Raw genomic sequence first — 26,269 nt, 5'->3', positions numbered from 1 at the left:
AAAGCGATCCGGGCAACCGCGGGCGGCCCCCGGATCAGGCGGAAGCCTCAGACGAGCCCGAGCTTCTGCGCCAGCCCGATGCGCTGGAGCTTGCCGGTGGCGCCCTTTGGGATCTCGTCGAGGATCAGGATCTTGGCCGGCACCTTGAAGGCGGCCAGACGCTCCGAGGCGAAGCTGCGGATATCCTTCTCCACCGCCTCGACGCCCTCGCGCAGAACGATCGCGGCGGCCACATCCTCGCCGAGCTTGTCGTGCGGTACCGCGAAGGTGACGCATTGCGACACCGCCGGGTGGTCCATCAGGATCTCGTCGACCTCGCGAGGGCTGATCTTCTCGCCGCCGCGGTTGATGATCTCCTTGAGGCGCCCGGTGATCGAGAGGTAGCCCTCGGGCGACAGCACGCCCTGGTCGCCGGTGCGGAACCAGCCCTGCTTGGTGAAGGCCTCGGCATTGGCCTTGTCGTTGTTCTCGTAGCCCTTCATCACGTTGTCGCCGCGGATGACGATCTCGCCGGTCTCGCCCGCGGGCAGCGGCTCGCCGTCCATATCGACCACCGCGATTTCCGGGCCCGCCGCGAGGCCGACCGAGCCCGCATAGTGGGGCTTGGGCGGCAGCGGGTTCGAGGCCATCTGGTGCGCGGCCTCGGTCATGCCGTAGGCCTCGATGACGGGCGCGCCGAAGGTCTCCTCCAGCTCCTTCATCACCTGCGGCGGCAGGGACGAGGAGGAGGAGCGGATGAACCGCAGCGGGTTCTTCGCGATGATCTCCCGGTTGCGCGCGGCCCGGCCCAGGATCGCCTGATGCATGGTCGGCACGCCGGTGTACCAAGTGGGGCGCACCTCATCCATCCAGCCGAAGAACTTCAGCGCGTTGAAGCCCGGCGTGCAGGACACTTGGCCGCCGACCGAGAGCGGGGCGAGGATGCCGGCGATCAGGCCGTGGATGTGGAACAGCGGCATGATGTTGAGGCCGCGATCCTCGGGCCCGAAGGCCAGCGCGGTGCGGATGTTGCGCGCCGAGGCGCAGACATTGGCCTGCGTCAGCGGCACGATCTTCGGCCGCGAGGTGGTGCCGGAGGTGTGCAGCACCAGCGCGATGTCGTCCGAACCGGCGGGTCCGCTCTTCGCCGCCGGACCGGCGCTCTCGCCGGCAAAATGCAGCGTGAAGCTGCCGGCGCCCTCCTCCGGGGTCGGCCGCAGGCGGGCCACCGACACGCCGAGCTTCTCCGCGATGGCGACGGCCGGCGACTCGGAGCCCTCCGCGACCAGCAGGAGCTTGGCCCCGAGGTCGCTCATGTAGAACTCGAACTCGTCGGCCTTGTAGCTCGGGTTGAGCGGCGCGGAAGTGGTGCCGGCGGCCACTGCGATGAAGGCGGCGGCCATTTCGGATCCGTTCGGCAGCACGATCGCGACGCGGTCGCCGCGGCCGATGCCGCGGGCGTTGAGGTCGGCGACCGTGCGCTCGGTCAGCGCCCGCAGGGCCTGGAACGTCAGCGGCACGCCGCCGGGGCTCGACAGGGCGGGGGCCGCATCGGCGCCGGCCTGGATCAGCTCGTGAAGAGTCGTCGCGGGCACGCTGGCCTCCTTGGAATCGGTGGGGAGAAGGGCGGAAGGTTCGGGCAGAAGCATCGTCATGCTCCCTGGATCGCGAGGCGGCCGTTGGCACGCTCCAGGCTCTGGGCCAGGAGCCGCATCAGGGCGAAGACGGTGTCGATATGCGGGGTCGGGGTGCCGGTGAGGCGGCCGAGTTCGATCACCGAGCCGACGAGGGCTTCGAGTTCGATCGGCCGGCCGGCCTCGACGTCCTGCAGCATCGAGGTCTTGTGCGGGCCGACCTTCTCGGCCCCCGCAATGCGCTTGTCGATGCCGAGGCGGAAGGTGACGCCGAGCCGATTGGCGATGACCTCGGCCTCGCGCATCATCTCGGCCGCGATGGCCCGCGTGTCGGGGAAGCGGCAGATGTCTTCCAGCGTCGCGTGCGTGAGTGCGGAGATCGGGTTGAAGCTGAGATTGCCCCACAGCTTGAGCCAGATCTCGGCGCGGATATCGCTGGTGACGGGCGCGCGGAAACCGGCCTTGGCGAGGCGCTGCGACAGGGCGAGCACCCGCTCCGATTTCGAGCCGTCGAGTTCACCGAGACCGAAGCGGTTGCCCTCGATCACCTTCACGGTGCCGGGATCGGTGAGAACGGTCGCCGGATAGACCACCGAGCCGATGATGTGCCTGGGGTCGAGATGGTCGGCGATCAACCCGCCGGGATCGGCGCTTTCCAGCCGCGTGCCGGCATGGTCTCCACTGTATCCACCCAAAAAATACCACCACGGAATCCCGTTCTGCATCGTCACCACGACGGTGTCGGGACCGATCAGGTGATGCAGGTCCGCGGCGATCGGGCCGACCTGATGCGCCTTCACGGTCAGCAGCACGACCTCGTGCACGCCCGCCTCCTGCATGGAGCGGGTCGCCTTGACGGATGTGGAGTGGATCTCGGTGCCGTCCTCCTCGATCAGGCGCATGCCGTCCGCCTGGATCGCCGCCGCGTTGGAGCGGGCGATGAAGGTCACGTCCTCGCCGGCCTCCGCCAGCCTGACTCCGAGATATCCGCCGATGGCGCCGGCGCCGACGATCGCGATGCTCATATTCTCACCCGTGCTGCCGTTTCCGCTCCGCCGGCTTTGTTCTGAAACGCCGTTCGAGGCCGGTTCCGTCCGGCCGCGGAGACCACTTTTGCTTGAGCGTGACTTTAATCGAACCGGTTCGAGAGCGTTCCAACGCCCTCGATCACCACTTCGACCGTTGCGCCTTTGGGGATCGGCCCCGACCCGACCGAGGTACCGCAGGCGATCACGTCACCCGGCTCCAGCGTCATGCCCTGCGAGAGCTGCGCCACGAGCCGGGGGACCGGGATCAGCATGTCGCCGATCGGGAAGTTCTGACGTTCGCGACCGTTCACCAGGGTCCGCACGGTCAGCGCCGCAGGGTCGAGCCCGGTGGCGATGACCGGACCGAACGGCCCGAAGCCGTCGAGGCCCTTGGCGCGGGTCCACTGCGTGAAGCTCGCATCCGCCTTGAGGATCGCCGAAGCGGTGACGTCGTTCACGCAGGTGAAGCCGAAGACGTGGCCAGCGGCCTCCTCCTCGGTGAGATCACGGGCCCGCTTGCCGATCACGATGCCCAGTTCGCCCTCGTAGAGCGCCCGGCCCGCCGCCTCCGGCACCGCCACGGTTGCGCCGGAGGGCCGGTAGGTGTTGGCGGGCTTGATCAGGAACAGGGGCGCCTCGGGCCGCGACAGGCCCTGCTTTTCCATGAGCGCCCCGAAGTTGTTCCACAGAGCGATCATCTTCGAGGGCCGGCAGGGCAGGCCGACGCTCACATCCGCGAGCGCCAGCACCTGCCCCGTGGATCTGTTCTCGCCCAACAGGTCCCCCTCGCAGACCGCGATCCGCTCTCCGTCGAGCCGGCCGAAGCCGGGCTCGCCGTCGTGGACGAAGCCGATCCAGCGCGTCACGGTCGCCTCCGTCACTGGTTGCGGGCCACGAAGCGGGCGCGCATCGGCTTCAAGACGAAGAGCGCGAGGAAGCCGGCGACGAAGGCCATGCCGGAGGCGAGGTAGAACACGTTCTGCCAGGAGCCGGTCGCGGTCTGGATCGCCAGGAAGGCCGGCAGCATCAGCGAGGCCGTGCCCTTGGCGGTGTAGAGCAGGCCGGCATTGGCGGTGGCGTTCTTGTCGCCGTAGGTGTCGGCGCAGGTCGAGGGGAACAGCGAGTAGATCTCGCCCCAGGCGAAGAACACCAGGCCGGTGAGCAGCACGAACGCCATCGGCGAGTGGGCGAACATGCCGAGCGCCAGGATGCCGGCACCCTCGATCATGAAGGCGGCGAACATGGTGTTCTCACGCCCGATCCGGTCGGAGATCCAGCCGAAGACCGGCCGGGTCACGCCGTTGAGCACCCGGTCGATGGTGAGCGCGAAGGTCAGCGCCGGCAGGGTCAGGCCCATGAGCGAGACCGGGATCGAATCGACCTGGAAGTCCCTGGCGATGGGCGCGAGCGAGGCCGTCGCCATCAAGCCGCCGGCGGCCATCATCACGAACATCGCGTACATCAGCCAGAAGACCGGGGTGCGGACCATCTCGGCCGACGAGTACTGGCGGCGGCTCGTCGCGTTGGGGGACACGCGGCCGGCCAGCATCCGCTCCTTGTAGGCGGCGCTCGGCGAGGAGAGCAGCAGAGCGGCGACCATCACGACGATGCCCTGGCCGAGGCCGAAGGCGAGGAAGGTCTGCTCGTAGCCGCTGTCGCGGATCATCGCGGCGATCGGGATGACGGTGAGGGCCGAGCCCGCGCCGAAGCCCGCGGCGGTGAGGCCGGCGGCCAGACCGCGGCGGTCGGGAAACCACTTGAGGGCGTTGCCGACGCAGGTGCCGTAGACCGCGCCCGCACCGATGCCGCTGATGGCGGCGGCCAGATACAGGAACCACAGCGAGTCGGCGACCGAGTTCATCGCCCAGCCGATGGCGCAGAGCACGCCGCCGAACAGGGTGACGACCTTCGGGCCGTACTTGTCGACGAACCAGCCCTCGATCGGCACGAGCCAGGTCTCTGTGAGGACGAAGATCGTGAAGGCGACCTGGATCGCCGGCTTGCCCCACTGGTACTTGTCGTTGATCGGATTGACGAACAGCGTCCAGCCGTACTGCAGGTTGGCGATCATCGACATGCACAGCACGCCGAGGATGAGCTGTCCCCAGCGCCCGCCCAGAGGCGAATCGGCGCGCGAGGCGGAATAAGCGCTAGCGCCGGGTAATGGATCGGCGGCTTGAACGGCCATGGAGCGGTCCCTCGAACTCACGTCTTCTTGGCGGACCGGAACGGGTGCCCGGCTTAGCCATATTGGAATTTTGGATACCGCATACGTAACCGCTCGTGACCCAAGCGCTGACAGGAAAATATTTGGCCACCGCGCAGATATTTTTTGAACGCGGCCACCGCGTTGGCCGCCATGAAGGCCACGGCCAGCGTGTGTGCGCCGATGCACGCCGCATCATAGGAGTGGAACCAAGCGATCGAAGCTGCCGTTCAGTGTGCCGAGAGCGTCGCGACGCGGCGTCAGACCCATGAACGGAGAAACGCGATGAGCAGCACGACCGACAAGATCAAGGGCGCTGCCAACGAAGTCGCCGGCAACGTCAAGCAGGGCGTCGGCAATGTGACCGGCAACGACAAGCTGCAGGCCGAAGGCAAGGCGCAGGAGCTCGAGGGCAAGACCCAGCGCACCGTCGGCGAGGCCAAGGAGGGCGTGAAGAACGCCGCCGATGCGGTGAAGAGCAAGCTCTAAGGCACGAGGCCGGCGGGACTTTCCGATCCAAGATCCGACGGCCGGAGCCGCACCCGACCGGGTGCGGCTTCTTCGTTTCGGGCCCCATCATTGGGTGGGCTCGGCAGTCATTTGATCAAAAGGAATTTATCATGAACAGGGACCAGATCGAGGGCCGCTTCCGCAACCTCAAGGGCCGCGGTCGCACCGTGCTCGGCGCCGTGGCAGGCCGGGCCCGTCCGCAGGTCGAGGGTGCCTACGAACAGGTCGCGGGCGTGGCGCAGTCGGCCTATGGCCGGACCCGCGAGCGGGCCGAGGACATCTACGAGGACGGCTACCGTCTCGCCGACGAAGCGGTCTCCCGCGGCCGGCACCTGCGTGACGAGGCCGCGCAACGGGGTCGCCACCTCCACGACGAGGCCCATGCCCGCGGGCGGCATCTGCGCGACGAGGCGAACCGGCGCGGTCGCGCCCTCGCATCGCAGGCGGAAGAGAACCGCGGCACGACCCTGGCACTGGTCGCCGCGGCGGCCTTCGGCCTCGGCTGGCTCCTCAGCCGCCGTCGCTGACGCCAGCCCGCCTGACCGCTTCCTTGGCCTCGTAGAGGACACGGTCGGCCCGCGCGAGCAGGGCATCGACCGTGTCCTCAGGGCCCTGTGCCGAAGCGAGGCCGAGACTGGCGCCGATCCGCACCGTCTCGGCGTGGACGGCGATGGGTGCAGCGATGACCGCACGAACGGCCTCGGGCGACAGGTCCACGCCGTCCGGCACGATCAGAACGAATTCGTCGCCGCCGGGCCGCGCCGCGAACAGGCCCCGCGAAGCCGCCAGTTCGGCGAGGCGGCGGCCGATCTCCGTCAGAACGCGATCGCCCGCGGCGTGGCCGAGGCGATCGTTGACGGGCTTGAAGCCGTCGAGATCGAGGCAGAGCACGCCGGGGCGCTGTCCGGCGGCCAGTTGCTTCGCGAGATGCCCACGCAGATACATCCGGTTCGGCAGGCCCGTGAGGTCGTCGTGTCGGGCGAGATGGCGGAGCCGCTCGTTCGCCGCCTCCCGCTCGGTCACATCCCGGTCGATGCCGCGGTAGCCGCGCAACGCGCCGTCGGGACCGAGCAGCGGCACGCCGCTGGTTTCCAGCACGACGAGGCTGCCATCCTTGCGCAGGTTGCGGTTGAGAAGCTGGGTGAAGGGCCGCCGCTCGGCGGCAATGGCGCCGAAGATCCGGCCCACCCGCTCGGCCTCGTCCGGCGGCATGAAGTCGAAGGGTGTGCGACCCAACACCTCCTCCGGCTCGCGGCCGAGCAGAGCGACGCACTGGCGCGAGGCGTAGGTGTAGCGCCCCTGCGCATCGACCTCCCAGATCCAGTCCGAGTTCTGCTCCAGCATCTCCCGCAGGCGGGCCAATTCCCGGCGCATCGCCTCGGACGAGTCGTCATTCGCCGCACCGGGGTCGGAGGGCATCACGCCAAGCCTGTTATAAGGAAAAGTGTTCATGGCAATTCGGCAATGGCGATGGACGCAATCCGGCGACCGTTAAGCCAGCTTGACTAACGCGTGGTTGATGCGGTCTCCGCTCGATGGAAGCCGGGAGCGCATGAACGAGCCGGCGCGGCGCTCGACCCGCGACAACGGAGATGACAGCATGCCGGCGCGATCCTGGCTCGACCTGACGACGGCGGAGATCCGTGCCCGCGACATGAGCCGAACCATCGCGGTCCTGCCGGTCGCCGCGGTGGAGCAGCACGGGCCGCACCTGCCGCTCGGCACCGACACCCTGATCGCGGAAGGCTATCTCGCGCGGGTCGCACCGCAGGTGCCGGAGGCGCTCGACGTGCTGCTCCTGCCGGTCCACGCCGTCGGCAAGTCGGATGAGCACGATTCCTTCCCCGGCACGCTGACCCTGACCGCGCCGACAGCGCTTGCGGCCTGGACCGAGATCGGCGCGAGTCTGCACCGGGCGGGCTGCACGAAGCTCGTGATCGTCTCCTCCCACGGCGGCAATAGCGCGCTCATCGACCTCGTCGCGGGCGAGCTGCGCAGCCGACTCGGGATGGTCGCGGTCACAACCTCGTGGAGCCGGCTCGGCCTGCCCGAGGGGCTGTTTCCGCCCGTTGAGATCCGCCACGGCATCCATGCCGGCGGCATCGAGACCGCCTTGATGCTGGCGCTGCGGCCCGACCTCGTGCGGCAGGAACACATCCAGGATTTCGAGCCCCGCACGGTGGCGATGGAGCGCGACTTCGCGCTGCTGCGCGCCGGCCGCCCGGCGGCCTTCGCCTGGAAGACGGAAGACCTCCACCCGTCCGGGGCTCTCGGGGACGCCCGCCTCGGCACGGCGGAAGCGGGGGAGGCCGCCCTCGCTTACGGCGCGCAGGCCTTCGTGCGGCTGCTGGAGGAGGTCGATCGGTTTTCGCTATAGCGGCATCAGGCAGCGGACGATCGGACCGTTCGAGCGAAGGCTTCGACCGCGTCGCAGGCCTCCCCGACGCCATCCTCCTGCGCCATCCGTGCCTTGGCCGCCGCGCAGGCCTGGGCGACGTGCGGATCGGTCAGCAGCCGGCGCAAAGTGGACGTCGCGCGGGCCGGCGTGAAGCGGCGGCGGCTCAAGGAAGTGCCGACACCGAGCCGTTGCAGCCAGCGCGCCTCGTCGAAGTGATCGAAGGCGACGGGCACCACCAGTTGCGGGATTCCGGCCGCGAGCGCCTGTGCGACGGTACCGATCCCACCATGGTGGATCAGCGCCGCGCAGCGCGGTAGCACGCGGCTGAACGGAGCGTAGGGGACGTGCAGCATGCCCGCAGGCAGGTCCGTCGGCACCTGGCCGCCCTGCGGCGCCAGGAGGAGGCCGCGCCGTCCGAGCCTTTCGCAGATCCGCAGCGCCGTGCGGAAGAAGCCCTGGCTCCCCGACATCGCCGATCCGTAGGTGAAGGCCAGCGGCGGCCCCTCGTCCAGGAAGCGCGCGACGGCGGGCTCCGGCTCGGCGACATCGCCGAAGCGATCCGCGAGCGGGAAGCCGACCTGCAGCGATTGGGGCATCCGGTGCGGCTGCGGCGCGGCGTACCATCGCGGAAAGGCGAACAGGACGCGCTGCGGGCTGCTCCACCAGCGGCGGAGCCGGAGCACCGGCGGCAGATCCAGCCTCGCGCGAAATTCGTTCAGGGCCGGCAGGGCGGCGGGCCCGATCACGAAACGGTCGGCCCCGCGTCCGATCCAATGCCGGAAGCGCGCCGGCAGCCGCTCGGAGAGCGGGAGGCCGGGCAGGATCGGCGGATCGGTGCGGCTCCGGGCGAGCAACGGCATGAGATGCACCGTGACAACGTCCAGCCCGAGCTTTTCCTGAGCCACCCGCGCCCCGAGCGCCAGCGTCGAGGCGAGTACGATGCTCTCGCCGGGCCGTGCCTCCCTGGCGAGCCACTCATAGACCGGCTCGGTCGCCGCCGAGACATGGCGGAACATCGCTCCAACGCCGCGCCAGGGTCGCCAGAGTTCGGTCTCGGTCGCGGCGAGCCGGTAGTCGTCCTCCGTCCCGAGGGCGAAGAACGGCAGATTCGCCCGGGCGGCCATGGCCGCGAACGGAGCGGGCGCCGCCAGCGTGATCGCATGCCCCCGCCGTCGCAGCTCGGCCGCGATCGCAAGGAGTGGCAGGACATCGCCGTGACTGCCGACGGCAACGATGAAAGCCTGCATCGACCTCAGTGCCGGCTGGCGTCCGGACGGACCGGATCAGAGCGGAAGGGCGGGCTCACGTTCGGGGCATGCAGCGGGGGCGAGCACCTGCTCGCGCAGCCGCTGCGGGCCCAAGGTCATCGCGAAGAAATCGTAGGCGCCGGGCCGCTCGTTCGCGAGAAGGAACTGGAAATGCATCCGGAAGGGACGGAAGCGTACCCGCCGGTAGGTCTCCGGGCAGATCAGGTCGCGAAAGCGCGCCGAGCGCACGAGGGGATTGGCGACCGGTTGCCCGTGCAGGTCGAGGCCGAGGTGGAGCAGCGGATTGAAGCCGGGGAAGTTCATCCAATCCTGGGGCGCGTGGAAATCGCACCAGACGATGCGCCGCTCCGTGACGAGGCCCGCGATCTCCGCCCGCAGGCGAGTGGCCGCCGGCTGCATCGCCACGAGCGGCAGACCGGATCCGAGCGTTACGAGGGACAGGTTGGCGCCGGAGATGCCGATCGTCCCGTCACGGGCGAGCACGCGGGCCGCAACCTCGACCGCCGTCAGCCCGCCGGAGGAATGGCCGACGATCATCACCTCGTCGGTCGCCTCCCCCGCCGCGGCCCGCGCCGCGAGGGCGGACAGGATATGCGCAGCGAAGGCATCGAGGCGGCGCTCGTAATCGGGCCGCCAGCCCTGGCCGTGCTGCCAGTTGAACACCCAGTCGTTCAGGAGTTGCCAGAAGAAGACGCGGTTCAGGAAGGCTTCGATCGCCTTGATCCAGACGATGCCCGCGACCACCGCCAGGGGCAGCGAGACCCAGAGCGGCCATCGGAGGCTGTGACCGAATCCGTCGCCGAGATGGGCATGCACCGCCCCCCCGATGACGAGGGACAGGGCGGTGAGCAGGATCACCATCACGAAGGGGTAGAGGATGACGTTGCCGTATTTCCAGTGCAGCCGGTAGAAGCGAAACAGCAGGCCGCTCAGGATCATGTGCAGGGTGCCGGCGACGAGAAGCGCCACGCTGAGAAAGCGGGAACGGGCGAAGTCGGCGGCGACGATGTCGTCCCACAAAAGCACGTCGTAGCGGGTCTCCGCTCCGTCGCCCTGCTCGGGCGCACTGACGGTCCAGCTCTGGACCAGCCCGTCCTCGCTCGACTGCGCGCGGGAGATCTCCCGCCTGCCGCCGAACCGCTTGGTGTAGCGGGCCCATTCCCGCACGAAGAGCAGCCGGTAGCGGGTCTTCGCCTCCGGATCATAGCCGGGAATGTAGAAGACGTAGCGGCGGCGCACCGGCTCCGGCCGGGCCTCCTGCAGATCCGGCGGCGTGAAACTCAGCGATTTCCGCATACGTCCGAACGCCCCCATCCGGATGACGGCCCTCACGCCGTGGCCGAACACGTCAGCCGCCTGCGGAAAGAGCCTCAAACCTTTTCCAAATGCACCATCATCCGTTACAACTCTGAAAGTTGCGGAAAGGGCGCAAATGCTGCGCTCTTGGTCTCGGCCTCACGCGAAGGTAAAGATTTTTGTCCTGCGCCGCATCTTGGACAGGCCAGCCGCCGACGGGGACAGTGCTCGCGCGCTGCCCGACATGTCTGCAAGATCGCGGGCGGAATGGTGCCGGTTGCGGGACTCGAACTCGCGACCTACCGCTTACAAGGCGGTTGCTCTACCAACTGAGCTAAACCGGCAGCGTACAACCCGCTATCAGCCCGCCCCGAACGGCGCAAGCGCATCCCCAGCCGCCAACTCCACTTGTTCAATCCCCAATCTGTATATTGCGCACAACTGAACTTGCCTCGGTGACAAGCTCAAGCATTGAGGTCAAGCCGGCGTAGAGCCCATCCGCACGGGATCCGATCGAACGCCCGGTTCAGGCCTGGACACGGGCGAAGCGGCGGTGGGCCCGCGTCGGAGGCGAGGCGGCCTGCGGACGGGTGTTCTCAGGCTGCTTGCGGGTGCCCCTGGACCCCGGCCCCACTGACCTTCGAGGCTGCCGCGCGCCGCGCAGGCCCGAGGATCACCGCGAACGCGCCGCCGGGGGGCGCAGCGCGCATGAGCGCAAGCCGAACCGATGGTCCGCTGATTGTCCCGATGACAATCCGCTCGGCAGGACGGATACGCGTCGGCACGGGAGCATATCCGCCCGATCGAGCAGCGGAGCCCGCGAGACCTTCATGACGCAAAGCCCCTTCACCCTCGAGGCGAACGGCCTTGTCCTGGCGGTGCGGTTGACACCGCGAGCCAGCCGAACCGGACTCGACGGCGTCCGCACGGAGGCGAGCGGACGGCCGGTCCTGTCCCTGCGGGTCGCGGCTCCACCGGTCGAGGGCGCCGCCAACGCGGCGCTGACCGCCTTCGTCGCCAAGAGCCTGGGGCTGCGGAAGGCGGAGGTCACGCTGATCTCCGGGGAGGCCTCCCGCACCAAGCGCCTGCATCTCTCAGGCGATCCGCAGATCCTCGCGGCGCGGGTGGAGGCTTGGCTCCACGGAGAAACTTGGCTCGGCGGGTAAACTCGGCGAGACGGGCGGACCTCTCAGGCAGCCTTGAGCCGCTCGACGATGGCGACCGCCTCGGCGAAGGCGGCCTCGGCGTCGAGTTCGGTCGTGTCGAGCACCACCGCATCCTCGGCGGCTTTCAGCGGGGCGGCGGCGCGGCTCGAATCGCGGGCGTCGCGGGCGCGGATGTCGGCGAGGATCGCGGCGAGGGTGGTTTCCTCGCCGCGGCCGAGCAGCTCGCGATGGCGGCGGCGCGCCCGCTCCTCCGGAGCGGCGGTGATGAACAGCTTCACCCGCGCATCCGGACAGACGACGGTACCGATGTCGCGTCCGTCGAGCACCGCTCCCTCCGCCGCTTCGGCGAAGCGCCGCTGCCAGGACAGCAGGGCGGCGCGGACCTCCGGCACCGAGGAGACCCGCGAGGCCGCCTCGCCCATCGCCCGCTCCCGCAGGCGCGGGTCGGACAGCCGCTCCGCCGACAGGTCGGAGGCCGCCCGCGCCGCCGCTCCCGTGTCGTCGAGGTCGGCCCCCGCGTCGAGCAGGGTCAGCGCGACCGCGCGGTAGAGCAGGCCGGTATCGAGATGGGGCAGGCCGTAATGGAGGGCGAGCCGCTTGGCGAGCGTGCCCTTGCCGGAGGCGGCCGGGCCGTCGATGGCGATGACGAGGCGCGCGTTGTCCCGGTGCACAGCGATCTCATCCGGGATCATGCCGCGGCCCCGTCCTCGATCCGGGCGCCGAGCGCCAGCATGGTCGGGCGGAAGCTCGGGAAGCTCGTGGCGATCATCGCGCCGTCGTCCACGGTGACGGGGCTCCTGGCGGCGAGCCCCAGGACGAGGAAGGCCATGGCGATGCGGTGATCGAGATGGGTTGCGACCGTGCCGCCGCCCGCGGGCGCCTGCCCTTCGCCGGTCACGATCAGGTCATCGCCCTCGATGGCGTGGGTGACGCCGTTGGCGGCGAGCCCGGCGGCGACCGCCGCGAGCCGATCGGATTCCTTGACCCGCAATTCGTGCAGGCCGTTCATCCGGGTCGTGCCTTCGGCGAACGCGGCGGCGACCGCCAGGATCGGATATTCGTCGATCATCGAGGGCGCCCGCTCGGCCGGCACATCGACGCCTTTCAGGCGGCTCGCGCGCACCCGCAGGTCGGCCACCGTCTCGCCCCCCTCCTCGCGCTCGTCGAGGCGCTCGATCTCGGCGCCCATCTCGATCAGCGTCGTGATGAGGCCGGTGCGCAGCGGGTTCATCATCACGCCGCGCAGAATCACCTCGGAGCCCGGCACGACCAGCGCCGCCACCAGCGGGAAGGCGGCCGAGGACGGATCGGCCGGCACAACCACATCGGTGCCGCGCAGGGTCGGCTGGCCGGTCAGCGTGACGGTACGGCCATGGCCGCCCTCGCCCGACGGTGTGACGGTCACTTCCGCGCCGAACAGGCGCAGCATCCGCTCGGTATGGTCGCGGGACGCCGCTTTCTCGATGACGGTGGTGGTGCCCGGCGCGTTGAGCCCGGCGAGCAGCACCGCCGACTTGATCTGCGCCGAAGCCACCGGAAGTTCGTAGTGGATCGGAATCGCCTCGCGCGGCCCCCTCAGGGTCAGCGGCACGCGCCCGCCCTCGGCCTCGGACACGATCTCGGCGCCCATCTTCAGGATCGGATCGAGGATGCGCCGCATCGGCCGCTTGCGAAGGCTCGCATCGCCGTCGAAGGTTGCGATCACGGGCTGGCCGCCGACGACGCCCATCATCAGCCGCGAGCCGGTGCCGGCATTTCCGAAATCGAGCACGCCGTCCGGATCCTGCATCCCACCGATGCCGACGCCGACGATCCGCCAGCGCCCCTCGCCCTCGCGGGTGATCTGCGCCCCGAGCGCCTTGGCAGCGGAGGCCGTGCGCAGCACGTCGTCGCCCTCCAGAAGCCCTTCGACCCGCGTCTCGCCGATGGCGAGCAGCCCGAGGATCATCGCCCGGTGGGAGATCGACTTGTCGCCCGGCGGCTTCAGGGCCCCGTTCAAGGGGCCTCCGGGATACGCGGTGACAGCCTGCGGTTCGGAATCGTGCGACACGGGAATCTGCGTCTTGCTCAAGCGCTGCGCTGAGGCGTGTCGGCACCGCCAGGGCACCGAGAGCCGCCCGCCGGACGGGTCCGGCGTGACGGGCGCCCGTTACCATGCGGACCGGCTCGCGTCATCCGGAAGGCCGGCGACGGCCTCATATGGTGCCGCTGGAACCCGCGCCACGGCTCGCTCGACCGCTTCGCCGTTAGCGTACGATCCTGCCGGAGCACCCCAGCCTCCAGCGATAAACCGCCGTCTGCGGACAATGCTGCCACGGCCGATCAGGCACCGCGCGGCACTCCACTGAATTTCGTTCATACGATTCTGTGCAAAGGAGGGGCGGTGCAGGCTTGGCGCAGCATCGAGCGTTCGACAACGCCTGGCATGTGTTTATGGTGCTGCCGATGACGCCCGTGCGCCAATGCCTCCGCAAGGTTGATCATGCTTCGGCCATCGCCGATTCGGCGGCTGGAACATGCATTCTCGAAGCCTTGAACGAACTCGAGAGCGCCTATCGCCACCCCAGCGAACGCATCGTCGCCCTTGAAGCCGTCCTTCATGGGTTCGTCCGCGACGGACGGGTGGGCGATACGCCGTTCGGCCGGCTCCTGCGGGTCACCGTCGAGCGGCGGCAGAACAAGTGGGCGCGTCGCGCCTGACACCGCCCCATCCTTCGTCGCAACCGTTCTCGCCAGCGCCCGGCTTCGCCCTTCGACAAGCCGCTCGGCGCACAACGCGGCATGACACGCGATACGGCGTTTGACATGGACGGAGGCTGCGACTAACGGGGCCCCTCCCCCGGATCCTTTCCGTTATCCGTCCCCAGAGGTGCGCAGCCGTGGCTAGACCGGAACTCGGCGTCAAACGCCAGTGCATGAATTGCGGTGCCAAGTTCTACGATCTCGACCGTGATCCGGCGACCTGTCCGAAATGCGGCACGATCTACCAAGTCGCGACGTCCCGCGTCGCCCCGCCCGTCGCCAGCCGCGCCACGGATGAGGACGAGGACGAGGACGAGAAGAGCGGCCCGGAGATCGTCTCCCTCGACGAGGCCGAGGCCAGCGAGGACGATGCCGATATCGCCGTGGACGACGAAGAGGGTGGCGACAACGCCGCCGGGGGAGCGGACGACGACACCTTCCTCGAGGAAGAGGATGGCGACGACGACGTCTCCGATCTGATCGACAACGATACGGATGGCGACGAGGAAGGCTGAGTGCGCCGCCGGACCGGGAGACCGGTTCGGCGAAACGGGCGCGTTCGCGTGAGTGGACAGAGCCGGTTCCGATCCGGGCCGGCTCCCTCGCAGGCCTGCCTCGGACAGGCAGGCAACCGTGCTTCGGAAGGCCGATCTCTGCGCCCTTCCCTCTCCGGACACCCGAACCGGAACGACGTCAGCCGCCGAACCGCTCCGTGCGGATCAGGCCCGGCTTCACGCCCGCATCCACCAGCAGATCGGCGACCGCGCCGACGAAGCCGTTGCCGCCGCAGACGAAGACGTGGCGCGGCATGCCGAGGCACTCGATCGCTGTGTCGATCATCACGCGGTCGATGCGCCGGCCCGCGGTCGGCCCCTCGCGGGTCAGGAGCAGGGTCAGGTCGAAGCCGGTCTCGTCGCGGGAGAGCGCGGCGAGTTCCGCCCGGGCGATGGCCTCGGCGGCATTGCGCACGGAGTAGATCAGCAGCATCGGCACCTCGGGCGCGTGCCGGGTCCGCTCGCGCACCATGGCCAGCAGCGGCACGATGCCGGAGCCGCCGCCGATCAGCAGCACCGGCCCGCCATCCGCCGGACTCCACGAGAACGCGCCGAGAGGACCGCGCAGCTCGATCGTGTCGCCGACCTCGGCCACGGTGTCGAAGAAGCCCGAAACCTCGCCCGCCTCCAACCCCTCGATCATCAGTTCGATGCCGGCGGGATCATCCGGCGCCGAGGCGATGGAGTAGCTGCGCTGCGCCCGGTAGCCGCCGGGCGCGGTGAGGCGCACATCGACGTGCTGGCCGGCCCGGTGCGGGCGATCCAGGGGGTCGAAGCGGAAGCTTTTCACCCGCGGCGTCACGGGCGTGATCGCCCGGATCGTCACTTCCCGCCAGGGTGACGGCGAGGGCGAGGGCGCGATGCCGTTCACGTCGGGCAATCCTTCAGTCGCCGCTGAAACGCTGCTCACGCCAGGGGTCGCCGTACATGTGGTAGCCGCGCAGTTCCCAGAACCCGGCCTCGTCGCGTTCGGTAAAGCGCAGACCCTTCACCCATTTGGCGCTCTTCCAGAAATAGAGATGCGGTACGAGGAGACGGGCGGGACCACCGTGGTCGGGCGGGATCGGCTTGCCGTCGTAATGGGTCGCCACCATCGCCTTGCCGCCGGTCAGATCCGCCACCGGCAGGTTGGTGGTGTAGTCGTCGTGGCTTTCGGCCAGAAGGAAGCCCGTCGGCGCCTCGAGACCGGCCGCCGCCAGGATGTCGTCGAAGCTCACGCCCTCCCAGGCGGTATCGAACTTCGACCACTTGGTCACACAGTGGATATCGCCGCTCCAACGGGTGCGGGGCAGTTGCGCGAACTCCTCCCAAGTCCAGCTCGCCAGCGGTCGCGGGCCCTGGCGCAGGGTGAAGCGCCAGCCCTCGGTCGAAACCCGCGGCGTGGGCCCAAGCTGGAGCACGGGGAAATCGTCGGTGAGGTACTGACCCGGCGGGAGCCGTTCGCGGATCGCCGCGGCGGGGGGCCGCCCGGTAAAGCCTCGCGTCGCCATCACGCTCCTCCGCCGTCCCATCTGCCGGGAGCCGTGCCGGCGCACCGCCTCCCTCGATCCAATACGAACCCCAGGAGCGGCAACGGAGCTTCGCCCGAAAGCGTTCCGCGCCGACCCCTGTTCCCGAGGCGTCTTGCCGAAACGCCGTCAGGCCGGCCGTGACACGTCGGGGCGCGGAAGCCGCAGGATGCGCGGCCGCCAGATGCCGAGCACGACGTTGACGACCGCGACGGCGAGGATCACCCAGAGGGTGTTGCTCTCGGCCGCCAGCGCGCCCGTGAGGGTGGCGGGATCGATCTCGCCCCGGAGCGCGGCGGCGCTGCGCCGGGCCTCCTCCTGCATCGGCCCCTGGATGCCGACGAAGCCGCCCTCGAACACCAGCACGCCGGTGGCGAGCTTGACCCAGGCCCACCCCGCCTCGCGAAAGCCCGGATGCAGCGCGACCGCCAGCAGCCCGGAGATCAGCGTCAGGCCGAGCGAGGGCAGGAAGATCCATGTCGCGACGGAGCCCATCGCCCCGCGCATCAGGGCGTAGCCGGCGAGCGAGGCGGGAGGCGGGGTGTGGCTCAGGAGGATGACGAGGCAGGCCATCGCCCCCATCAGCCCGACCGCCCCCATCGTGTGCAGGAACTTGAGAAGGCGTCGCATGTCGGTGCGCCCCGGCCGTGGCAATCGCGCGAGGATCGTAGTGGCGATTGTAGACACGAAAGCGCAAGCGAGGCGAGCGGCGCTCCATCGGGGCGACGCCGCCGCCGAACGGCCCGGACATCGGCGGCGCAGAATCCCGTTCGAACGATGACTTCCAAGCCATGCGGCCGGCGCAGATTCGTTTCTACTTTAGACTTGGAATAAATTGTTGTTCCGCCGCAACGACATGATCTCCATCGAAATAATCCTGCAAAATAGACAATCATACGCTTGCGGACTGCAAAGCCACATATGTAAACGCGCCGTGCTGGTTCCGTGGAGCCGGCTCTCGCATCGGAACCACTATGAGCAACGCAGCGCAGGGAAGAGTGCATCCCGTCACTCCGGGGTCGGCTGCGATCGTCACCGGCTCGCGCGCCCTGCTCGGCCTCGCCCTTCTCTGGCCGTTGAGCGTCCATGCGCAAACCGTCCCCCCGGAGGGCGCCGAGGCCGTTTTGTCCGAACTCTCGGTCACGGGCAGCGGCGAGCGGGCGAGCGGTCCCGTCGTCGGATACCGCGCCGCGCGCTCGGCCACCGCGACGCGGACGGACACGGCGTTGCGCGACACGCCGCAATCGATCCAGGTCGTCCCGCGCGAGGTTCTGGTCGATCAGCAGGCCGTGCGCCTGACCGACGCGCTCACCAATGTCAGCAACGTCCAGCCGGGGGGCACGATCCAGGGCCGCTCCGACACCTACATCCTGCGCGGCTTCCGCACCCAGACCTACGCCATCGACGGGCTGGTGCTGAACCCGGCCAACACGTTTCAGCCGACGCAGCGCGATCTGGCCAACGTCGAGCGGATTGAGGTGCTCAAAGGCCCGGCCTCGGTGCTCTACGGCCAGGGCGATCCCGGCGGCCTCATCAACATCGTCACCCGCCAGCCGACCCTCACGCCGTCCGCCGACCTGACGGTCCAGGGCGGCTCGTTCGGCTTCCGCCGGGTGCAGGGCTCGGTCTCGGGCGCGATCCCGAGCGTGGAGGGGCTCGCCGCACGCTTCAGCTTCGGCACGCAGAACGAGGCGACCTTCCGCGATTTCGGCGGCCCGGAAAACTCCCGGCACTTCTTCGCGCCGGCCTTCGTCTGGACGCCCGACGCCTCGACGCGGGTCTACCTCAACGCCGAGTTCACCCGCCAGCACAGCCAGTACGACGAGGGCCTGATCGCGTTGCGCGGCCGGGTGCCGCTCGACAACGTCCGCCGCTTCTACGGCGAGCCGTGGTCGCGCTACTACGGCGAGGCGAACGCGATCACCCTGCTGGCCGAGCACGACGTCAACGAGAACCTGACCCTGCGGCAGACGATCAACGGCCAGTGGGGCTCGTTCAATCTCCTGGCGACCCGGGCGACGGGCGTGAACGCCACCGGGACCACGGTGACGCGGCGCCTCACCGAGGGCGAATCGATCTATCACTCCATCGACAGCCGGACCGAGGCCGTCGGGCGCTTCATCGATCCCCTCGGCTTCCGCCACACCGCCCTGGCCGGTTTCGAGATCGTGGACGGCTTCCGCCATCCGTTCACGACGCAGGGGGCCGCGACCTCGGTCTCCTTCCTCAACCCGATCCGGGGCTCAGTGCCGCAAATCGGCACGCTCACCCTGCAGAGCGACCTGCGGCAGAAGCTCAGCCTGTTCGGCCTCTACCTGCAGGACCAGATCGAGTTCTTTCCCGGCCTGCAGCTCGTGCTCGGCGTGCGTTTCGATACGGCCGACCAGCTCTATTTCCAGCGCACCCCGACCACGCGGACGATCCCGCCGGAGCAGAACCTCACCGGGGTCTCACCGCGGGTCGGCCTCGTCTGGCGGCCGGTGGAGCCGCTCACGCTCTATGGCAGCTACACCACCTCCTTCGTGCCGCAGACCGCCAACGTCCTCAACGTCGCGAGCCCGCCCCCGGAGACCGGCGAGCAGGTGGAGGTCGGCGCCCGCTTCGACCTGATCCCCGACCGGCTCACGGTGAGTGCCGCCGCCTTCCGCATCCTGCGGGCGAACGTCGCCGCGTCCGATCCGGTCAATACCGGCTTCTCGATCATCACCGGCGAGCAGCGCTCGCAGGGGTTCGAAGGCGACATCGCCGGCGAGATCCTGCCGGGCTGGAAGATCATCGGCGGCATCGGCTATCTCGATGCGGAGGTCACGAAGGATGCGACCGTCGCCATCGGCAACCGCCTGCCGGCGGCGCCGGTCTTCAGCGCCAGCGTCTGGTCGACCTACCAGTTCCAGGGCGGCCCCCTGCACGGTTGGGGTTTCGGCGGCGGCCTGACCTATGTCGGCGAGCGCTTCGGCGACATCACCAACACCTACAAGGTCGGCGCCTATGCCCGCCTCGACGCGACCGTGTTCTACGAGATCGACCCGACTTGGCGCTTCGCCGTGAACGGCCGCAACCTCACCGACCGGCGCTACATCGAGCAGCCGTTCAACGCGTTCAACAATCAGCCCGGTGCGCCCCTGACGGTGCTTGCCAGCCTGACGGCGCGCTACTGAGGCGCCGGCCTCACCGGATCATCGGACGAGTCCATTCTCGGAGCGTCATGCCGTCAGCCTTCTCTCCCGCCCGCACCGTTCTGTTTCGCCTGCACTGGGCGCTCGGCCTCACCGCCGGGCTCGTGCTCGCGCTGACGGGCCTCACGGGCGCGCTGATGAGCTACGAAGAGGCGATCACCGCCTTCGCCAACCGCGACCGGATGCAGGTTTCGTCGGCGCAGGACCGGCCGCCGCTCACGCCCTCGGCCCTGGCGGCACGGATCGAGGCGCAGCTTCCGGGACGGCGCGTCTCCGCACTGACCCTTTCGGGCGATCCCGTTCAAAGCGCCGTGGCGCGTTTTGCCCGCGACCGGGCGGGCGGGCGGCCCTCGCCCGTCTACGCCGACCCCGCCGACGGGTCCTTGCTCGGCCCCGTGCGGCTCGAGGCGTTCTTCGCCACCGTGCGGGCGTTGCACCGCTGGCTGCTGCTTCCCGGCGAGGGCAAGGGCTGGGGCCGCACGATCACCGGCGCCTGCACCCTCGCTCTGCTCCTCTTCCTCGGCAGCGGGCTGTATCTGCGCTGGCCCGGCCGGCACGGCTGGCGGGTCTGGCTCCGGCCGAACCTCGCCCGGCCCGGCCGGGCCCGTTGGTGGTCCCTGCATGCGGTCGCCGGGACATGGCTCTTGCCGGTCTACGCGGTGAGCGCCCTGTCGGGCCTGTGGTGGTCCTATGAATGGTACCGCGCGGGCGCGACATGGCTTCTGACCGGCCCGGCCCCCCCGGCGCGGGCCGCAGAGCGCGCGCCCGGCGGCAAGCCCCCCGATGGCAACATCGCGGATGGCAAGATGCCGGATGGGACATCGGCCATCGACACCGCCTGGGCGGAGTTTAGGGCCACGCGCACGGCCTCCCTCGCGACCCTGACCCTGCCGGGGCCGGACGCCGCAGCGATCCGCATCCGCTGGTACGCCCCGGATTCGAACCTGCGCAACGAGACCACCTACGACGCCCGCACCGGCGTCCGGCTCTCCGACAAGCGCGCCGCCGACTCGGCCCTCGGCGCGCGTATCGCCGACAACATGCTGGAAGTGCATCGCGGGCGCTTCTTCGGCGCGCCCGTCGCCCTCTTGTTCTGCCTCGCGGCGCTCGCGCTCCCCGGCTTCTTCGCGACCGGGCTGACGCTCTATGTGCTGCGCCGCCGGGCCGGACGGCGAAGGGTTACCGGCCGGGCGTCCCGGCCGGCCGAGGCCTCGGCGCGGGGATGACGGCACGGCTTCGCGGGTCGAAGTCGGCCTGAAGAATGCCGAATCGTCGCCCGGAGAGCCACCGCCCCAACGCGGATTCCGCGAGAGCATCATCCCGAAAGGTGGTTGCCGGCCTTCGGAAAAGGATAATGCAAAAACAAGGGGAGCGAGCATCGTCCGGTCGCGCCGGCCCGTGCGCCGTCCGGGAACATCGAACGCAACGTTCAAGGGCCTGCGTTTCCGCAGGAACGCGAGAGGGGCTGGAACCAGCGATGGGTGTATCATCACCACGAAATCGCCTACTTCAGGCGTTGCCACCCAGCGAGCTGGAACAGCTCCTGCCGCAGTTCGAGCGTGTCCAGGTTCAAAGAGGCGACATCCTCTGGTCCGTCGGGGATCCGCTGGACTTCGTCTACTTTCCGGAAGCCGGATTGTCGTCGAACGTCGCCGTCACCGGTGAGGGGCGGCGGATCGAGGTCGGCTGCTTCGGCTCCGAGGGCATGGTCAGCACGGCTAGCGTGTTGAAGGTGGATCACGCCACGCACGAGCTTCTGGTCCAGGTCGGCGGCCCCTGGCTGCGGATCGGGGCCGAGGCGTTCCGCGACGCCCTCCGGAGCAGCCCCGCCCTGCACGACCTGCTGCTGCGCTACACTCACACGGTGATGATGACGATAAGCCAGACGGCGATGTCGAACGGCGCCTACTCCGTCGAGGAGCGGCTGGCCCGCTGGATCCTGATGGCGCATGATCGGCTGGTGGGCAACGATCTCTCGCTCACCCACGATTTCCTGTCGATCATGCTGGCGACGCAGCGATCGACCGTGACGCTGGCGATCCAGGCGCTCGAAGGCTACGGCGCGATCCAGGCCAAGCGTGCTCTGATCACCGTCCGCGACCGTGGGCTGCTGTGCGACCTCGCGGGAAGCAGCTACGGTCCCGCCGAAGCCGCGTACGAGCGCCTGATCGGTCCGTTCCGGTAAAGTCCGAGTGAGGACGCCGGACGAAACGCAACCGTCATCGCCGTTCGATCCCGACGCCTTGGAGTGAATCACAAAATTCCCGGTCTCTTTGCGTTCTCGCTCGGGCGATGACAGCACGGCGGGAGTTTTGTGAGAGACATTTATCTCGCCCAGAACGGCATAGGGAAACGCGACCGATGGCAAAGGACATTCTCTGCGGCTTCGGCATCGACGTCGATGCGGTCGCGGGCTGGCTCGGCTCCTACGGCGGCGAGGATTCGCCGGACGACATCTCGCGCGGGCTCTTTGCCGGCGAAGTGGGCGCACCGCGCCTCGTGAAGCTGTTCAAGCGCCTCGACATCCGCACGACGTGGTTCATCCCCGGCCACTCGATCGAGACCTTCCCCGAGCAGATGAAGGCGGTCGCCGATGCCGGGCATGAGATCGGCATCCACGGCTACAGCCACGAGAACCCGATCGCGATGACGCGCGAGCAGGAGACCGAGGTTCTCGATAAGTGCATCGACCTCGTCGAACGGCTCTCCGGCCGGCGTCCGACGGGCTACGTCGCGCCCTGGTGGGAGTTCTCCAACGTCACCAACGAACTCCTGCTCGAACGCGGCATCAAATACGATCACTCGCTGATGCACGACGACTTCACGCCCTACTACGTGCGGGTCGGCGACCAGTGGACGAAGATCGATTACGCCGGAAAGCCGGCCGACTGGATGGTACCGCTGAAGCGCGGACACGAGACCGGCCTCATCGAGATCCCGGCCAACTGGTATCTCGACGACCTGCCGCCGATGATGTTCATCAAGAAGGCGCCCAACAGCCACGGCTTCGTCAACCCGCGCGACATCGAGCAGATGTGGCGCGACCAGTTCGACTGGGTCTACCGCGAGATGGACTACGCCGTCTTCCCGATGACGATCCATCCGGACGTCGCCGGCCGGCCCCAGGTGCTGCTGATGCTGGAGCGCCTGTTCGCGTACATGAAGGGCCACGAGGGCGTGCGGTTCGTGACCATGAACGAGATGGCCGACGATTTCGCCCAGCGTTTCCCGCGTCAGGCCTGACCGGAGCCGAAAGGGAAAGCCCATGTGCTCGCTCTGCGGCGTGCTCGGCATCGAGACGCACTGGACGGATGCCGTCCCACGCCCCGGCACCTACTCGCGCAACGATACGGCCCGCGAGCGCCGGCTGGAAAGAACGCGGCGGATCCGCCTCGCGAACCGGATCCTGTCCGCCTACCGGCTGACCCTCTCCGACTTCCAGGGGCGTGCCTACGTGCTCGCCACGGCGACCGGCAAGGTCGAGATGATCGACACCCTCGCCCATCTCTGGCCGACGGCGGAAAAACTCTCCGGGCGAGCCTTCGACCCGCTCGACGAGGGGCTTCTCGCCCATATGCACCGCTCGGCATGACAGCGCCCGCCCTCCTGCCGGTGAACCTGCTGACCGGCTTTCTCGGCTCGGGCAAGACCACGCTGCTGCGCCGGCTCCTGTCCGATCCCGCGCTTTCGGGCGCCGCCGTCCTCATCAACGAGTTCGGCGAAGTCGGCCTCGACCACCACCTCGTCGAGCGGATCGACGAGACGATGGTGCTGCTGCAATCGGGCTGCGTCTGCTGCACCATCCGGGGCGAGCTGTCGGAGGCTCTGCGCGATCTCCTGTCGAAGCGGGCGCGCGGCCTCGTGCCGGCCTTCGACCGGCTCGTGATCGAATCGACCGGGCTCGCCGACCCGTTCCCGATCCTCTCGACCCTCCGGGCCGATCCCGTGCTGTCCCATCACCTCGCCCCCGGCAGCATCGTGGCGACGGTCGATGCGTTCAACGCCGCGGATCAGATCGCGCGCCGGCCGGAAATGACCAAGCAGATCTCGGCCGCCGACCGGATCGTCGTGACGAAGGGCGACCTCGTGACGCCGGAAGCGCTCGACGCGCTCGTCCACCGCCTCGCCGCGCTGAACCCGGCCGCGGCAGTCGTGGACGTTCACGGCGCGGCGTGGGACGCGGCCTGGCTGATGGCCGATGCGACCGGGCTCGCTCCGACTCAAGAGCCGGAAGGGGACCACAGTCACTCGCATCCTGACGGCCACCACGGGCATCACCGGCACGATCCGAATCGCCACGGCGAGACGATCCGTTCCTTTTCCGTGACGCTCGACCGGCCGATCGACTGGACCGGCTTCGGGATCTGGCTGTCGATGCTGCTCAACCGTCACGGCCACCGCATCCTGCGGGTCAAGGGCATCCTCGACCTCGCCGGCGAGGCGCGCCCTGTGGCCGTCCACGGCGTGCAGCACCTCGTCCATCCGCCGACGCATATGGCGGCGTGGTCGGACGGCCCGCGCACGTCCCGCCTCGTCTTCATCGTGGACGGGATCGAAGAGGCCCGCATCCGCGCCTCGTTCGAGGTCTTTGCAGGGCTTCGCTGAGGCGGGGCACGAACATCCCGGTCGTCCCATGCGGGAAGGGCGCGGCGCCTCCGCTGAGATCGAAGCGCAAACAGCTTGACCGCTCAAAGGCTGCTGAGGGTGGGAAACAGGCTTCCGCACTGCGGCCGGAAGCATTTGCCCGTAGGCGGGATGTTACGTAGTCGGGACCGGATTCGGGCGGACGCCGCCAAGGGCATCGAGCGCTTTTACAACCCGGCGCAGCGGCACTCGACTTAGGCTCTGGACCCATAAATTTGGCTTGGCAGGAGTGTCCGTGATTCCTTTGTGATGAAGGAGGATCGGATGGACGAGTTTTGGCTGACGGACGCACAGTTTGCGAAGATTGAGCCGCACTTGCCGACAGATGCGCGAGGCAAGGATCGCGTCGATGACCGTCGGGTGATCAGCGGCATCATCCACGTGCTGAAGTCGGGCGGGCGTTGGGCGGATGCGCCACGCGAGGTTTATGGTCCAAGAAAGACGCTCTACAATCGCTTCGTGCGGTGGGCGGCCAAGGGGGTCTGGACCGATCTGTTCGAGACCCTGGCCAAGGCTGGCGGCCCACCCTCGCAGGTGCTCATCGATTCCTCGGCCGTGAAGGCGCATCGCTGCGCATCCGGCGGAAAAGGGGGAGCATAATCAGGCCATCGGCCGTTCGCGGGGCGGGCGCACGACCAAAATCCATGCGCTCACCGACCGGTTCTGCCGCCCGCTTGCTTTCCTGCTGACAGGCGGACAGGTCGCGGACTGCAAGGCAGGAGCCTTACTCCTCGAGCGTTCGCCCCGGTGCCGCATCCTGCTCGCCGACAAAGGCTACGACAGCGACGCCATCCGTCGGCAGATCGAGGCGACGGGAGCCGCCCCCAACATCCCGCCGAAATCCAATCGGCGCTGGAAGCCGTGCTTCTCGCCAGTCCTCTACAAAGGCCGCAACGCCATCGAGCGTATGTTCGGTCGCATCAAGGACTTCCGTCGCGTTGCCACACGATACGACAGGCTCGCAACCAACTATCTCGCCGCCGTCTCCATCGCAGCCACCGTCAGCTATTGGTTATGAGTCCAGAGCCTAGTACTATCCAGCAAGGCGCGCGTGCGTCGCAGACTGCCTACACCAGGACTTTATGCATCCACTCAATTTGTCCTTCGCTCCGGCAGAATTCCTTCGGCTGATCGAGGATGACGGGCTGACGGGAAGTTGGGCCTGGATCTTCGCCTCCGGGCAGCAGACTTGGTCGCCCGGCCTCTTCCGCCTGCTCGGGCTCGATCCCACGCAGACCCGCGCGAGCTACAGCCTGCTCACTGATCTCGTCCATCCCGCAGACCGGTTCTACTTGGCGAGCACCGCCGATCTCCTGCAGGGCCACGTCCTGCCAAAGCGCGAGATCCGGATCGCGCGACCGGACGGAACGCTGCGCACGATCACGATGCGCACCGAATTGCATCTGACGCCGGAGGGCCGACCGCGGGCCGCCGCCGGCATCGTCCTGGACGTAACCGATGCAGCCGCCCTGTTACGGCTGCGCCAGACCGATCAGCGTCGGCGCAGCGCTTTGCTGGCTGCGTCCCGCATCCTGTTCATCCCCGTCGATCTCGACGGGACCTATCACTTTCCGCCCGAGGCGGCGCAGTTTTCCGGGCGCCCGATGGAAGATATCATCGCCGATCCCTATGCCGACGTGGCGCCGGCCGAGCGCGCGGCGTTTATCGACAGCATCGCACAGCGCCAAGCCGAGCAGATGTTCCAAGCGGCGCCGCTGCATCACCTTCGCAACCGCGAACCTGAGCGCTATCGGGTGCTTTCAGTCCCAGTCTTTGACGAGCGCGGGCGCTTGATCGAGCGCAACGGGATCCTCTATCCCGCTGCGCTCGGCGCTCCGCCGCTGGTGGCGGACCTGATGCGCATAGGCCTGGAACAGCTAGTGGAGGGTCACCACCTGCGCGCCGCTCGAGCCCTGCTCGACTGGTCGATGACGATGCTGGCGCAGGCAAGCGGCTTGTCGCTCTCGACGGTGCGGCGCCTTGAGGAGGATGCCGATAGCCGGGGCTCCCACTCTCGCCGGAAAGCCATTGCGGCCCTGCGTCGTGCCGGCATCCGCTTCATGATCCTGGATGACAACAGGGTCGCCATTGCCCGCAGTTGAGGCCGCCTGAAGGCACCGCTGGCGCCCCCTGTCCGGACGCATGCCAACGCCGGCTTGA

General features: G+C 68.6%; 26 protein-coding genes and 1 tRNA gene. 14 read left to right on the top strand and 13 right to left on the bottom strand.

Annotated elements, in window-relative coordinates; genetic code table 11:
* Nucleotides 1–47: 47 nt before the first annotated feature.
* From Y590_RS09865 to oxlT, 4 genes are all read right to left on the bottom strand, one after another.
* On the bottom strand, nt 48–1,628 hold the full coding sequence (locus tag Y590_RS09865; RefSeq protein ID WP_060772236.1) for an acyl--CoA ligase: 1,581 nt from the start codon (nt 1,626–1,628) through the stop codon (nt 48–50).
* A gap of 2 nt (nt 1,629–1,630) precedes the next feature.
* Complete coding sequence (locus tag Y590_RS09860) at nt 1,631–2,638, bottom strand: 2-dehydropantoate 2-reductase (protein ID WP_060769697.1); 1,008 nt, start codon at nt 2,636–2,638, stop codon at nt 1,631–1,633.
* Between the two features lie 104 nt (nt 2,639–2,742).
* Nucleotides 2,743–3,507: a fumarylacetoacetate hydrolase family protein gene (locus Y590_RS09855; protein WP_060772235.1), complete on the bottom strand. Its 765-nt coding sequence runs from the start codon at nt 3,505–3,507 to the stop codon at nt 2,743–2,745.
* An 11-nt stretch (nt 3,508–3,518) separates the two neighbouring features.
* Nucleotides 3,519–4,829 carry an oxalate/formate MFS antiporter gene (gene oxlT, locus Y590_RS09850; protein WP_060769696.1) on the bottom strand — a complete coding sequence of 437 codons (1,311 nt, stop codon included), beginning with the start codon at nt 4,827–4,829 and terminating at the stop codon, nt 3,519–3,521.
* Between the two features lie 303 nt (nt 4,830–5,132).
* Here oxlT and Y590_RS09845 point away from each other — a divergent pair, with 303 nt between their 5' ends.
* Both Y590_RS09845 and Y590_RS09840 read left to right on the top strand, forming a co-directional pair.
* Complete coding sequence (locus Y590_RS09845) at nt 5,133–5,336, top strand: CsbD family protein (protein ID WP_003600046.1); 204 nt, start codon at nt 5,133–5,135, stop codon at nt 5,334–5,336.
* A 131-nt stretch (nt 5,337–5,467) separates the two neighbouring features.
* A complete protein-coding gene (locus Y590_RS09840; RefSeq protein WP_060769695.1) occupies nt 5,468–5,884 on the top strand; it encodes a CsbD family protein in 417 nt (138 codons plus the stop codon).
* Here Y590_RS09840 and Y590_RS09835 read toward each other — a convergent pair.
* Complete coding sequence (locus tag Y590_RS09835; RefSeq protein ID WP_060769694.1) at nt 5,868–6,809, bottom strand: sensor domain-containing diguanylate cyclase; 942 nt, start codon at nt 6,807–6,809, stop codon at nt 5,868–5,870. The genes Y590_RS09840 and Y590_RS09835 overlap by 17 nt on opposite strands.
* Nucleotides 6,810–6,957: 148 nt before the next feature.
* Between Y590_RS09835 and Y590_RS09830 the strand changes: the two genes are divergently transcribed.
* The gene (locus Y590_RS09830) at nt 6,958–7,734 is read left to right on the top strand and encodes a creatininase family protein (RefSeq protein ID WP_060772234.1); all 777 of its coding nucleotides are present in this window, start codon (nt 6,958–6,960) and stop codon (nt 7,732–7,734) included.
* Between the two features lie 5 nt (nt 7,735–7,739).
* Here the strand turns inward: Y590_RS09830 and Y590_RS09825 are convergent, their stop codons facing one another.
* The 3 genes from Y590_RS09825 to Y590_RS09815 all read right to left on the bottom strand — a co-directional run bounded on the left by Y590_RS09825 (nt 7,740) and on the right by Y590_RS09815 (nt 10,663).
* Nucleotides 7,740–9,002 (bottom strand): glycosyltransferase, encoded by a 1,263-nt coding sequence (locus Y590_RS09825; protein WP_060769693.1) that lies wholly within the window; start codon nt 9,000–9,002, stop codon nt 7,740–7,742.
* A 36-nt stretch (nt 9,003–9,038) separates the two neighbouring features.
* Entirely contained in the window at nt 9,039–10,337 is a 1,299-nt protein-coding gene (locus Y590_RS09820; protein ID WP_060772233.1) for a hypothetical protein, read from the bottom strand.
* Nucleotides 10,338–10,587: 250 nt separating this feature from the next.
* Nucleotides 10,588–10,663: transfer RNA gene (locus tag Y590_RS09815), tRNA-Thr, on the bottom strand.
* A gap of 486 nt (nt 10,664–11,149) precedes the next feature.
* On the opposite strand from Y590_RS09815, the gene Y590_RS09810 reads away from it, so the two are divergent.
* Nucleotides 11,150–11,485, top strand: coding sequence for a DUF167 family protein (locus tag Y590_RS09810; protein ID WP_060769692.1), 336 nt, complete (start codon nt 11,150–11,152; stop codon nt 11,483–11,485).
* Between the two features lie 23 nt (nt 11,486–11,508).
* Here Y590_RS09810 and cmk read toward each other — a convergent pair whose 3' ends face one another.
* Together cmk and aroA are read right to left on the bottom strand one after the other, a co-directional pair.
* Nucleotides 11,509–12,177 (bottom strand): (d)CMP kinase, encoded by a 669-nt coding sequence (gene cmk / locus Y590_RS09805; RefSeq protein ID WP_060769691.1) that lies wholly within the window; start codon nt 12,175–12,177, stop codon nt 11,509–11,511.
* Complete coding sequence (aroA, locus tag Y590_RS09800; protein ID WP_060772232.1) at nt 12,174–13,535, bottom strand: 3-phosphoshikimate 1-carboxyvinyltransferase; 1,362 nt, start codon at nt 13,533–13,535, stop codon at nt 12,174–12,176. The genes cmk and aroA overlap by 4 nt, the downstream gene beginning before the upstream one ends.
* Nucleotides 13,536–13,876: 341 nt before the next feature.
* On the opposite strand from aroA, the gene Y590_RS09795 reads away from it, so the two are divergent.
* Together Y590_RS09795 and Y590_RS09790 are read left to right on the top strand one after the other, a co-directional pair.
* The gene (locus Y590_RS09795; protein ID WP_502689509.1) at nt 13,877–14,185 is read left to right on the top strand and encodes a hypothetical protein; all 309 of its coding nucleotides are present in this window, start codon (nt 13,877–13,879) and stop codon (nt 14,183–14,185) included.
* A 179-nt stretch (nt 14,186–14,364) separates the two neighbouring features.
* The gene (locus tag Y590_RS09790) at nt 14,365–14,742 is read left to right on the top strand and encodes a TIGR02300 family protein (RefSeq protein ID WP_083530826.1); all 378 of its coding nucleotides are present in this window, start codon (nt 14,365–14,367) and stop codon (nt 14,740–14,742) included.
* Between the two features lie 178 nt (nt 14,743–14,920).
* On the opposite strand, the gene Y590_RS09785 is transcribed toward Y590_RS09790, so the two are convergent.
* The 3 genes from Y590_RS09785 to Y590_RS09775 all read right to left on the bottom strand — a co-directional run bounded on the left by Y590_RS09785 (nt 14,921) and on the right by Y590_RS09775 (nt 16,919).
* Nucleotides 14,921–15,652: a ferredoxin reductase gene (locus Y590_RS09785; RefSeq protein ID WP_060772231.1), complete on the bottom strand. Its 732-nt coding sequence runs from the start codon at nt 15,650–15,652 to the stop codon at nt 14,921–14,923.
* Nucleotides 15,653–15,665: 13 nt separating this feature from the next.
* Entirely contained in the window at nt 15,666–16,271 is a 606-nt protein-coding gene (locus Y590_RS09780; RefSeq protein WP_060769688.1) for a sulfite oxidase-like oxidoreductase, read from the bottom strand.
* Between the two features lie 147 nt (nt 16,272–16,418).
* Nucleotides 16,419–16,919, bottom strand: coding sequence for a hypothetical protein (locus tag Y590_RS09775; RefSeq protein WP_060769687.1), 501 nt, complete (start codon nt 16,917–16,919; stop codon nt 16,419–16,421).
* Between the two features lie 344 nt (nt 16,920–17,263).
* Here Y590_RS09775 and Y590_RS09770 point away from each other — a divergent pair, with 344 nt between their 5' ends.
* The 8 genes from Y590_RS09770 to Y590_RS09735 all read left to right on the top strand — a co-directional run bounded on the left by Y590_RS09770 (nt 17,264) and on the right by Y590_RS09735 (nt 26,211).
* Nucleotides 17,264–19,447 (top strand): TonB-dependent siderophore receptor, encoded by a 2,184-nt coding sequence (locus Y590_RS09770; protein ID WP_060769686.1) that lies wholly within the window; start codon nt 17,264–17,266, stop codon nt 19,445–19,447.
* Nucleotides 19,448–19,494: 47 nt separating this feature from the next.
* On the top strand, nt 19,495–20,691 hold the full coding sequence (locus Y590_RS09765) for a PepSY-associated TM helix domain-containing protein (RefSeq protein ID WP_060769685.1): 1,197 nt from the start codon (nt 19,495–19,497) through the stop codon (nt 20,689–20,691).
* A 251-nt stretch (nt 20,692–20,942) separates the two neighbouring features.
* Nucleotides 20,943–21,650, top strand: coding sequence for a Crp/Fnr family transcriptional regulator (locus tag Y590_RS09760; protein ID WP_060769684.1), 708 nt, complete (start codon nt 20,943–20,945; stop codon nt 21,648–21,650).
* A 176-nt stretch (nt 21,651–21,826) separates the two neighbouring features.
* Nucleotides 21,827–22,708, top strand: a complete 882-nt coding sequence (locus Y590_RS09755; protein WP_060769683.1) for a polysaccharide deacetylase family protein — start codon at nt 21,827–21,829, stop codon at nt 22,706–22,708.
* 22 nt (nt 22,709–22,730) lie between these two features.
* Nucleotides 22,731–23,057: a hypothetical protein gene (locus Y590_RS09750; RefSeq protein WP_060769682.1), complete on the top strand. Its 327-nt coding sequence runs from the start codon at nt 22,731–22,733 to the stop codon at nt 23,055–23,057.
* Nucleotides 23,054–24,070, top strand: a complete 1,017-nt coding sequence (locus tag Y590_RS09745; RefSeq protein WP_060769681.1) for a CobW family GTP-binding protein — start codon at nt 23,054–23,056, stop codon at nt 24,068–24,070. Before Y590_RS09750 ends, Y590_RS09745 begins: the two co-directional genes overlap by 4 nt.
* 303 nt (nt 24,071–24,373) lie before the next feature.
* Nucleotides 24,374–25,127, top strand: a protein-coding gene (locus tag Y590_RS25650; protein ID WP_144439963.1) for an IS5 family transposase whose coding sequence is annotated in 2 segments (ribosomal slippage) — nt 24,374–24,703 and nt 24,705–25,127 — 753 coding nt in all. Because the reading frame shifts where the segments join, the coding sequence is not laid out codon by codon here.
* A 64-nt stretch (nt 25,128–25,191) separates the two neighbouring features.
* Complete coding sequence (locus Y590_RS09735; RefSeq protein WP_060769680.1) at nt 25,192–26,211, top strand: PAS domain-containing protein; 1,020 nt, start codon at nt 25,192–25,194, stop codon at nt 26,209–26,211.
* The last annotated feature ends 58 nt before the right edge of the window (nt 26,212–26,269 follow it).

This window comes from Methylobacterium sp. AMS5, from assembly GCF_001542815.1.
Classification (GTDB): domain Bacteria; phylum Pseudomonadota; class Alphaproteobacteria; order Rhizobiales; family Beijerinckiaceae; genus Methylobacterium.
The sequence above is the reverse complement of the archived record's forward strand: the minus strand, read 5'-3'. Positions and strand labels throughout refer to the sequence as shown.

Bases quoted from the DNA above. Each gene is read 5' to 3' on its own strand.
- Y590_RS09760 (WP_060769684.1), top strand. From the start codon at position 20,943: ATGGGTGTATCATCACCACGAAATCGCCTACTTCAGGCGTTGCCACCC.
- cmk (WP_060769691.1), bottom strand. From the start codon at position 12,177: ATGATCCCGGATGAGATCGCTGTGCACCGGGACAACGCGCGCCTCGTC.
- Y590_RS09750 (WP_060769682.1), top strand. From the start codon at position 22,731: ATGTGCTCGCTCTGCGGCGTGCTCGGCATCGAGACGCACTGGACGGAT.
- Y590_RS09810 (WP_060769692.1), top strand. From the start codon at position 11,150: ATGACGCAAAGCCCCTTCACCCTCGAGGCGAACGGCCTTGTCCTGGCG.
- Y590_RS09840 (WP_060769695.1), top strand. From the start codon at position 5,468: ATGAACAGGGACCAGATCGAGGGCCGCTTCCGCAACCTCAAGGGCCGC.
- Y590_RS09830 (WP_060772234.1), top strand. From the start codon at position 6,958: ATGCCGGCGCGATCCTGGCTCGACCTGACGACGGCGGAGATCCGTGCC.
- Y590_RS09845 (WP_003600046.1), top strand. From the start codon at position 5,133: ATGAGCAGCACGACCGACAAGATCAAGGGCGCTGCCAACGAAGTCGCC.
- Y590_RS09835 (WP_060769694.1), bottom strand. From the start codon at position 6,809: ATGAACACTTTTCCTTATAACAGGCTTGGCGTGATGCCCTCCGACCCC.
- Y590_RS09755 (WP_060769683.1), top strand. From the start codon at position 21,827: ATGGCAAAGGACATTCTCTGCGGCTTCGGCATCGACGTCGATGCGGTC.
- Y590_RS09735 (WP_060769680.1), top strand. From the start codon at position 25,192: ATGCATCCACTCAATTTGTCCTTCGCTCCGGCAGAATTCCTTCGGCTG.
- Y590_RS09775 (WP_060769687.1), bottom strand. From the start codon at position 16,919: ATGCGACGCCTTCTCAAGTTCCTGCACACGATGGGGGCGGTCGGGCTG.
- Y590_RS09780 (WP_060769688.1), bottom strand. From the start codon at position 16,271: ATGGCGACGCGAGGCTTTACCGGGCGGCCCCCCGCCGCGGCGATCCGC.
- Y590_RS09745 (WP_060769681.1), top strand. From the start codon at position 23,054: ATGACAGCGCCCGCCCTCCTGCCGGTGAACCTGCTGACCGGCTTTCTC.
- Y590_RS09770 (WP_060769686.1), top strand. From the start codon at position 17,264: ATGAGCAACGCAGCGCAGGGAAGAGTGCATCCCGTCACTCCGGGGTCG.
- Y590_RS09825 (WP_060769693.1), bottom strand. From the start codon at position 9,002: ATGCAGGCTTTCATCGTTGCCGTCGGCAGTCACGGCGATGTCCTGCCA.
- oxlT (WP_060769696.1), bottom strand. From the start codon at position 4,829: ATGGCCGTTCAAGCCGCCGATCCATTACCCGGCGCTAGCGCTTATTCC.
- Y590_RS09765 (WP_060769685.1), top strand. From the start codon at position 19,495: ATGCCGTCAGCCTTCTCTCCCGCCCGCACCGTTCTGTTTCGCCTGCAC.
- Y590_RS09865 (WP_060772236.1), bottom strand. From the start codon at position 1,628: ATGCTTCTGCCCGAACCTTCCGCCCTTCTCCCCACCGATTCCAAGGAG.
- Y590_RS09860 (WP_060769697.1), bottom strand. From the start codon at position 2,638: ATGAGCATCGCGATCGTCGGCGCCGGCGCCATCGGCGGATATCTCGGA.
- Y590_RS09820 (WP_060772233.1), bottom strand. From the start codon at position 10,337: ATGGGGGCGTTCGGACGTATGCGGAAATCGCTGAGTTTCACGCCGCCG.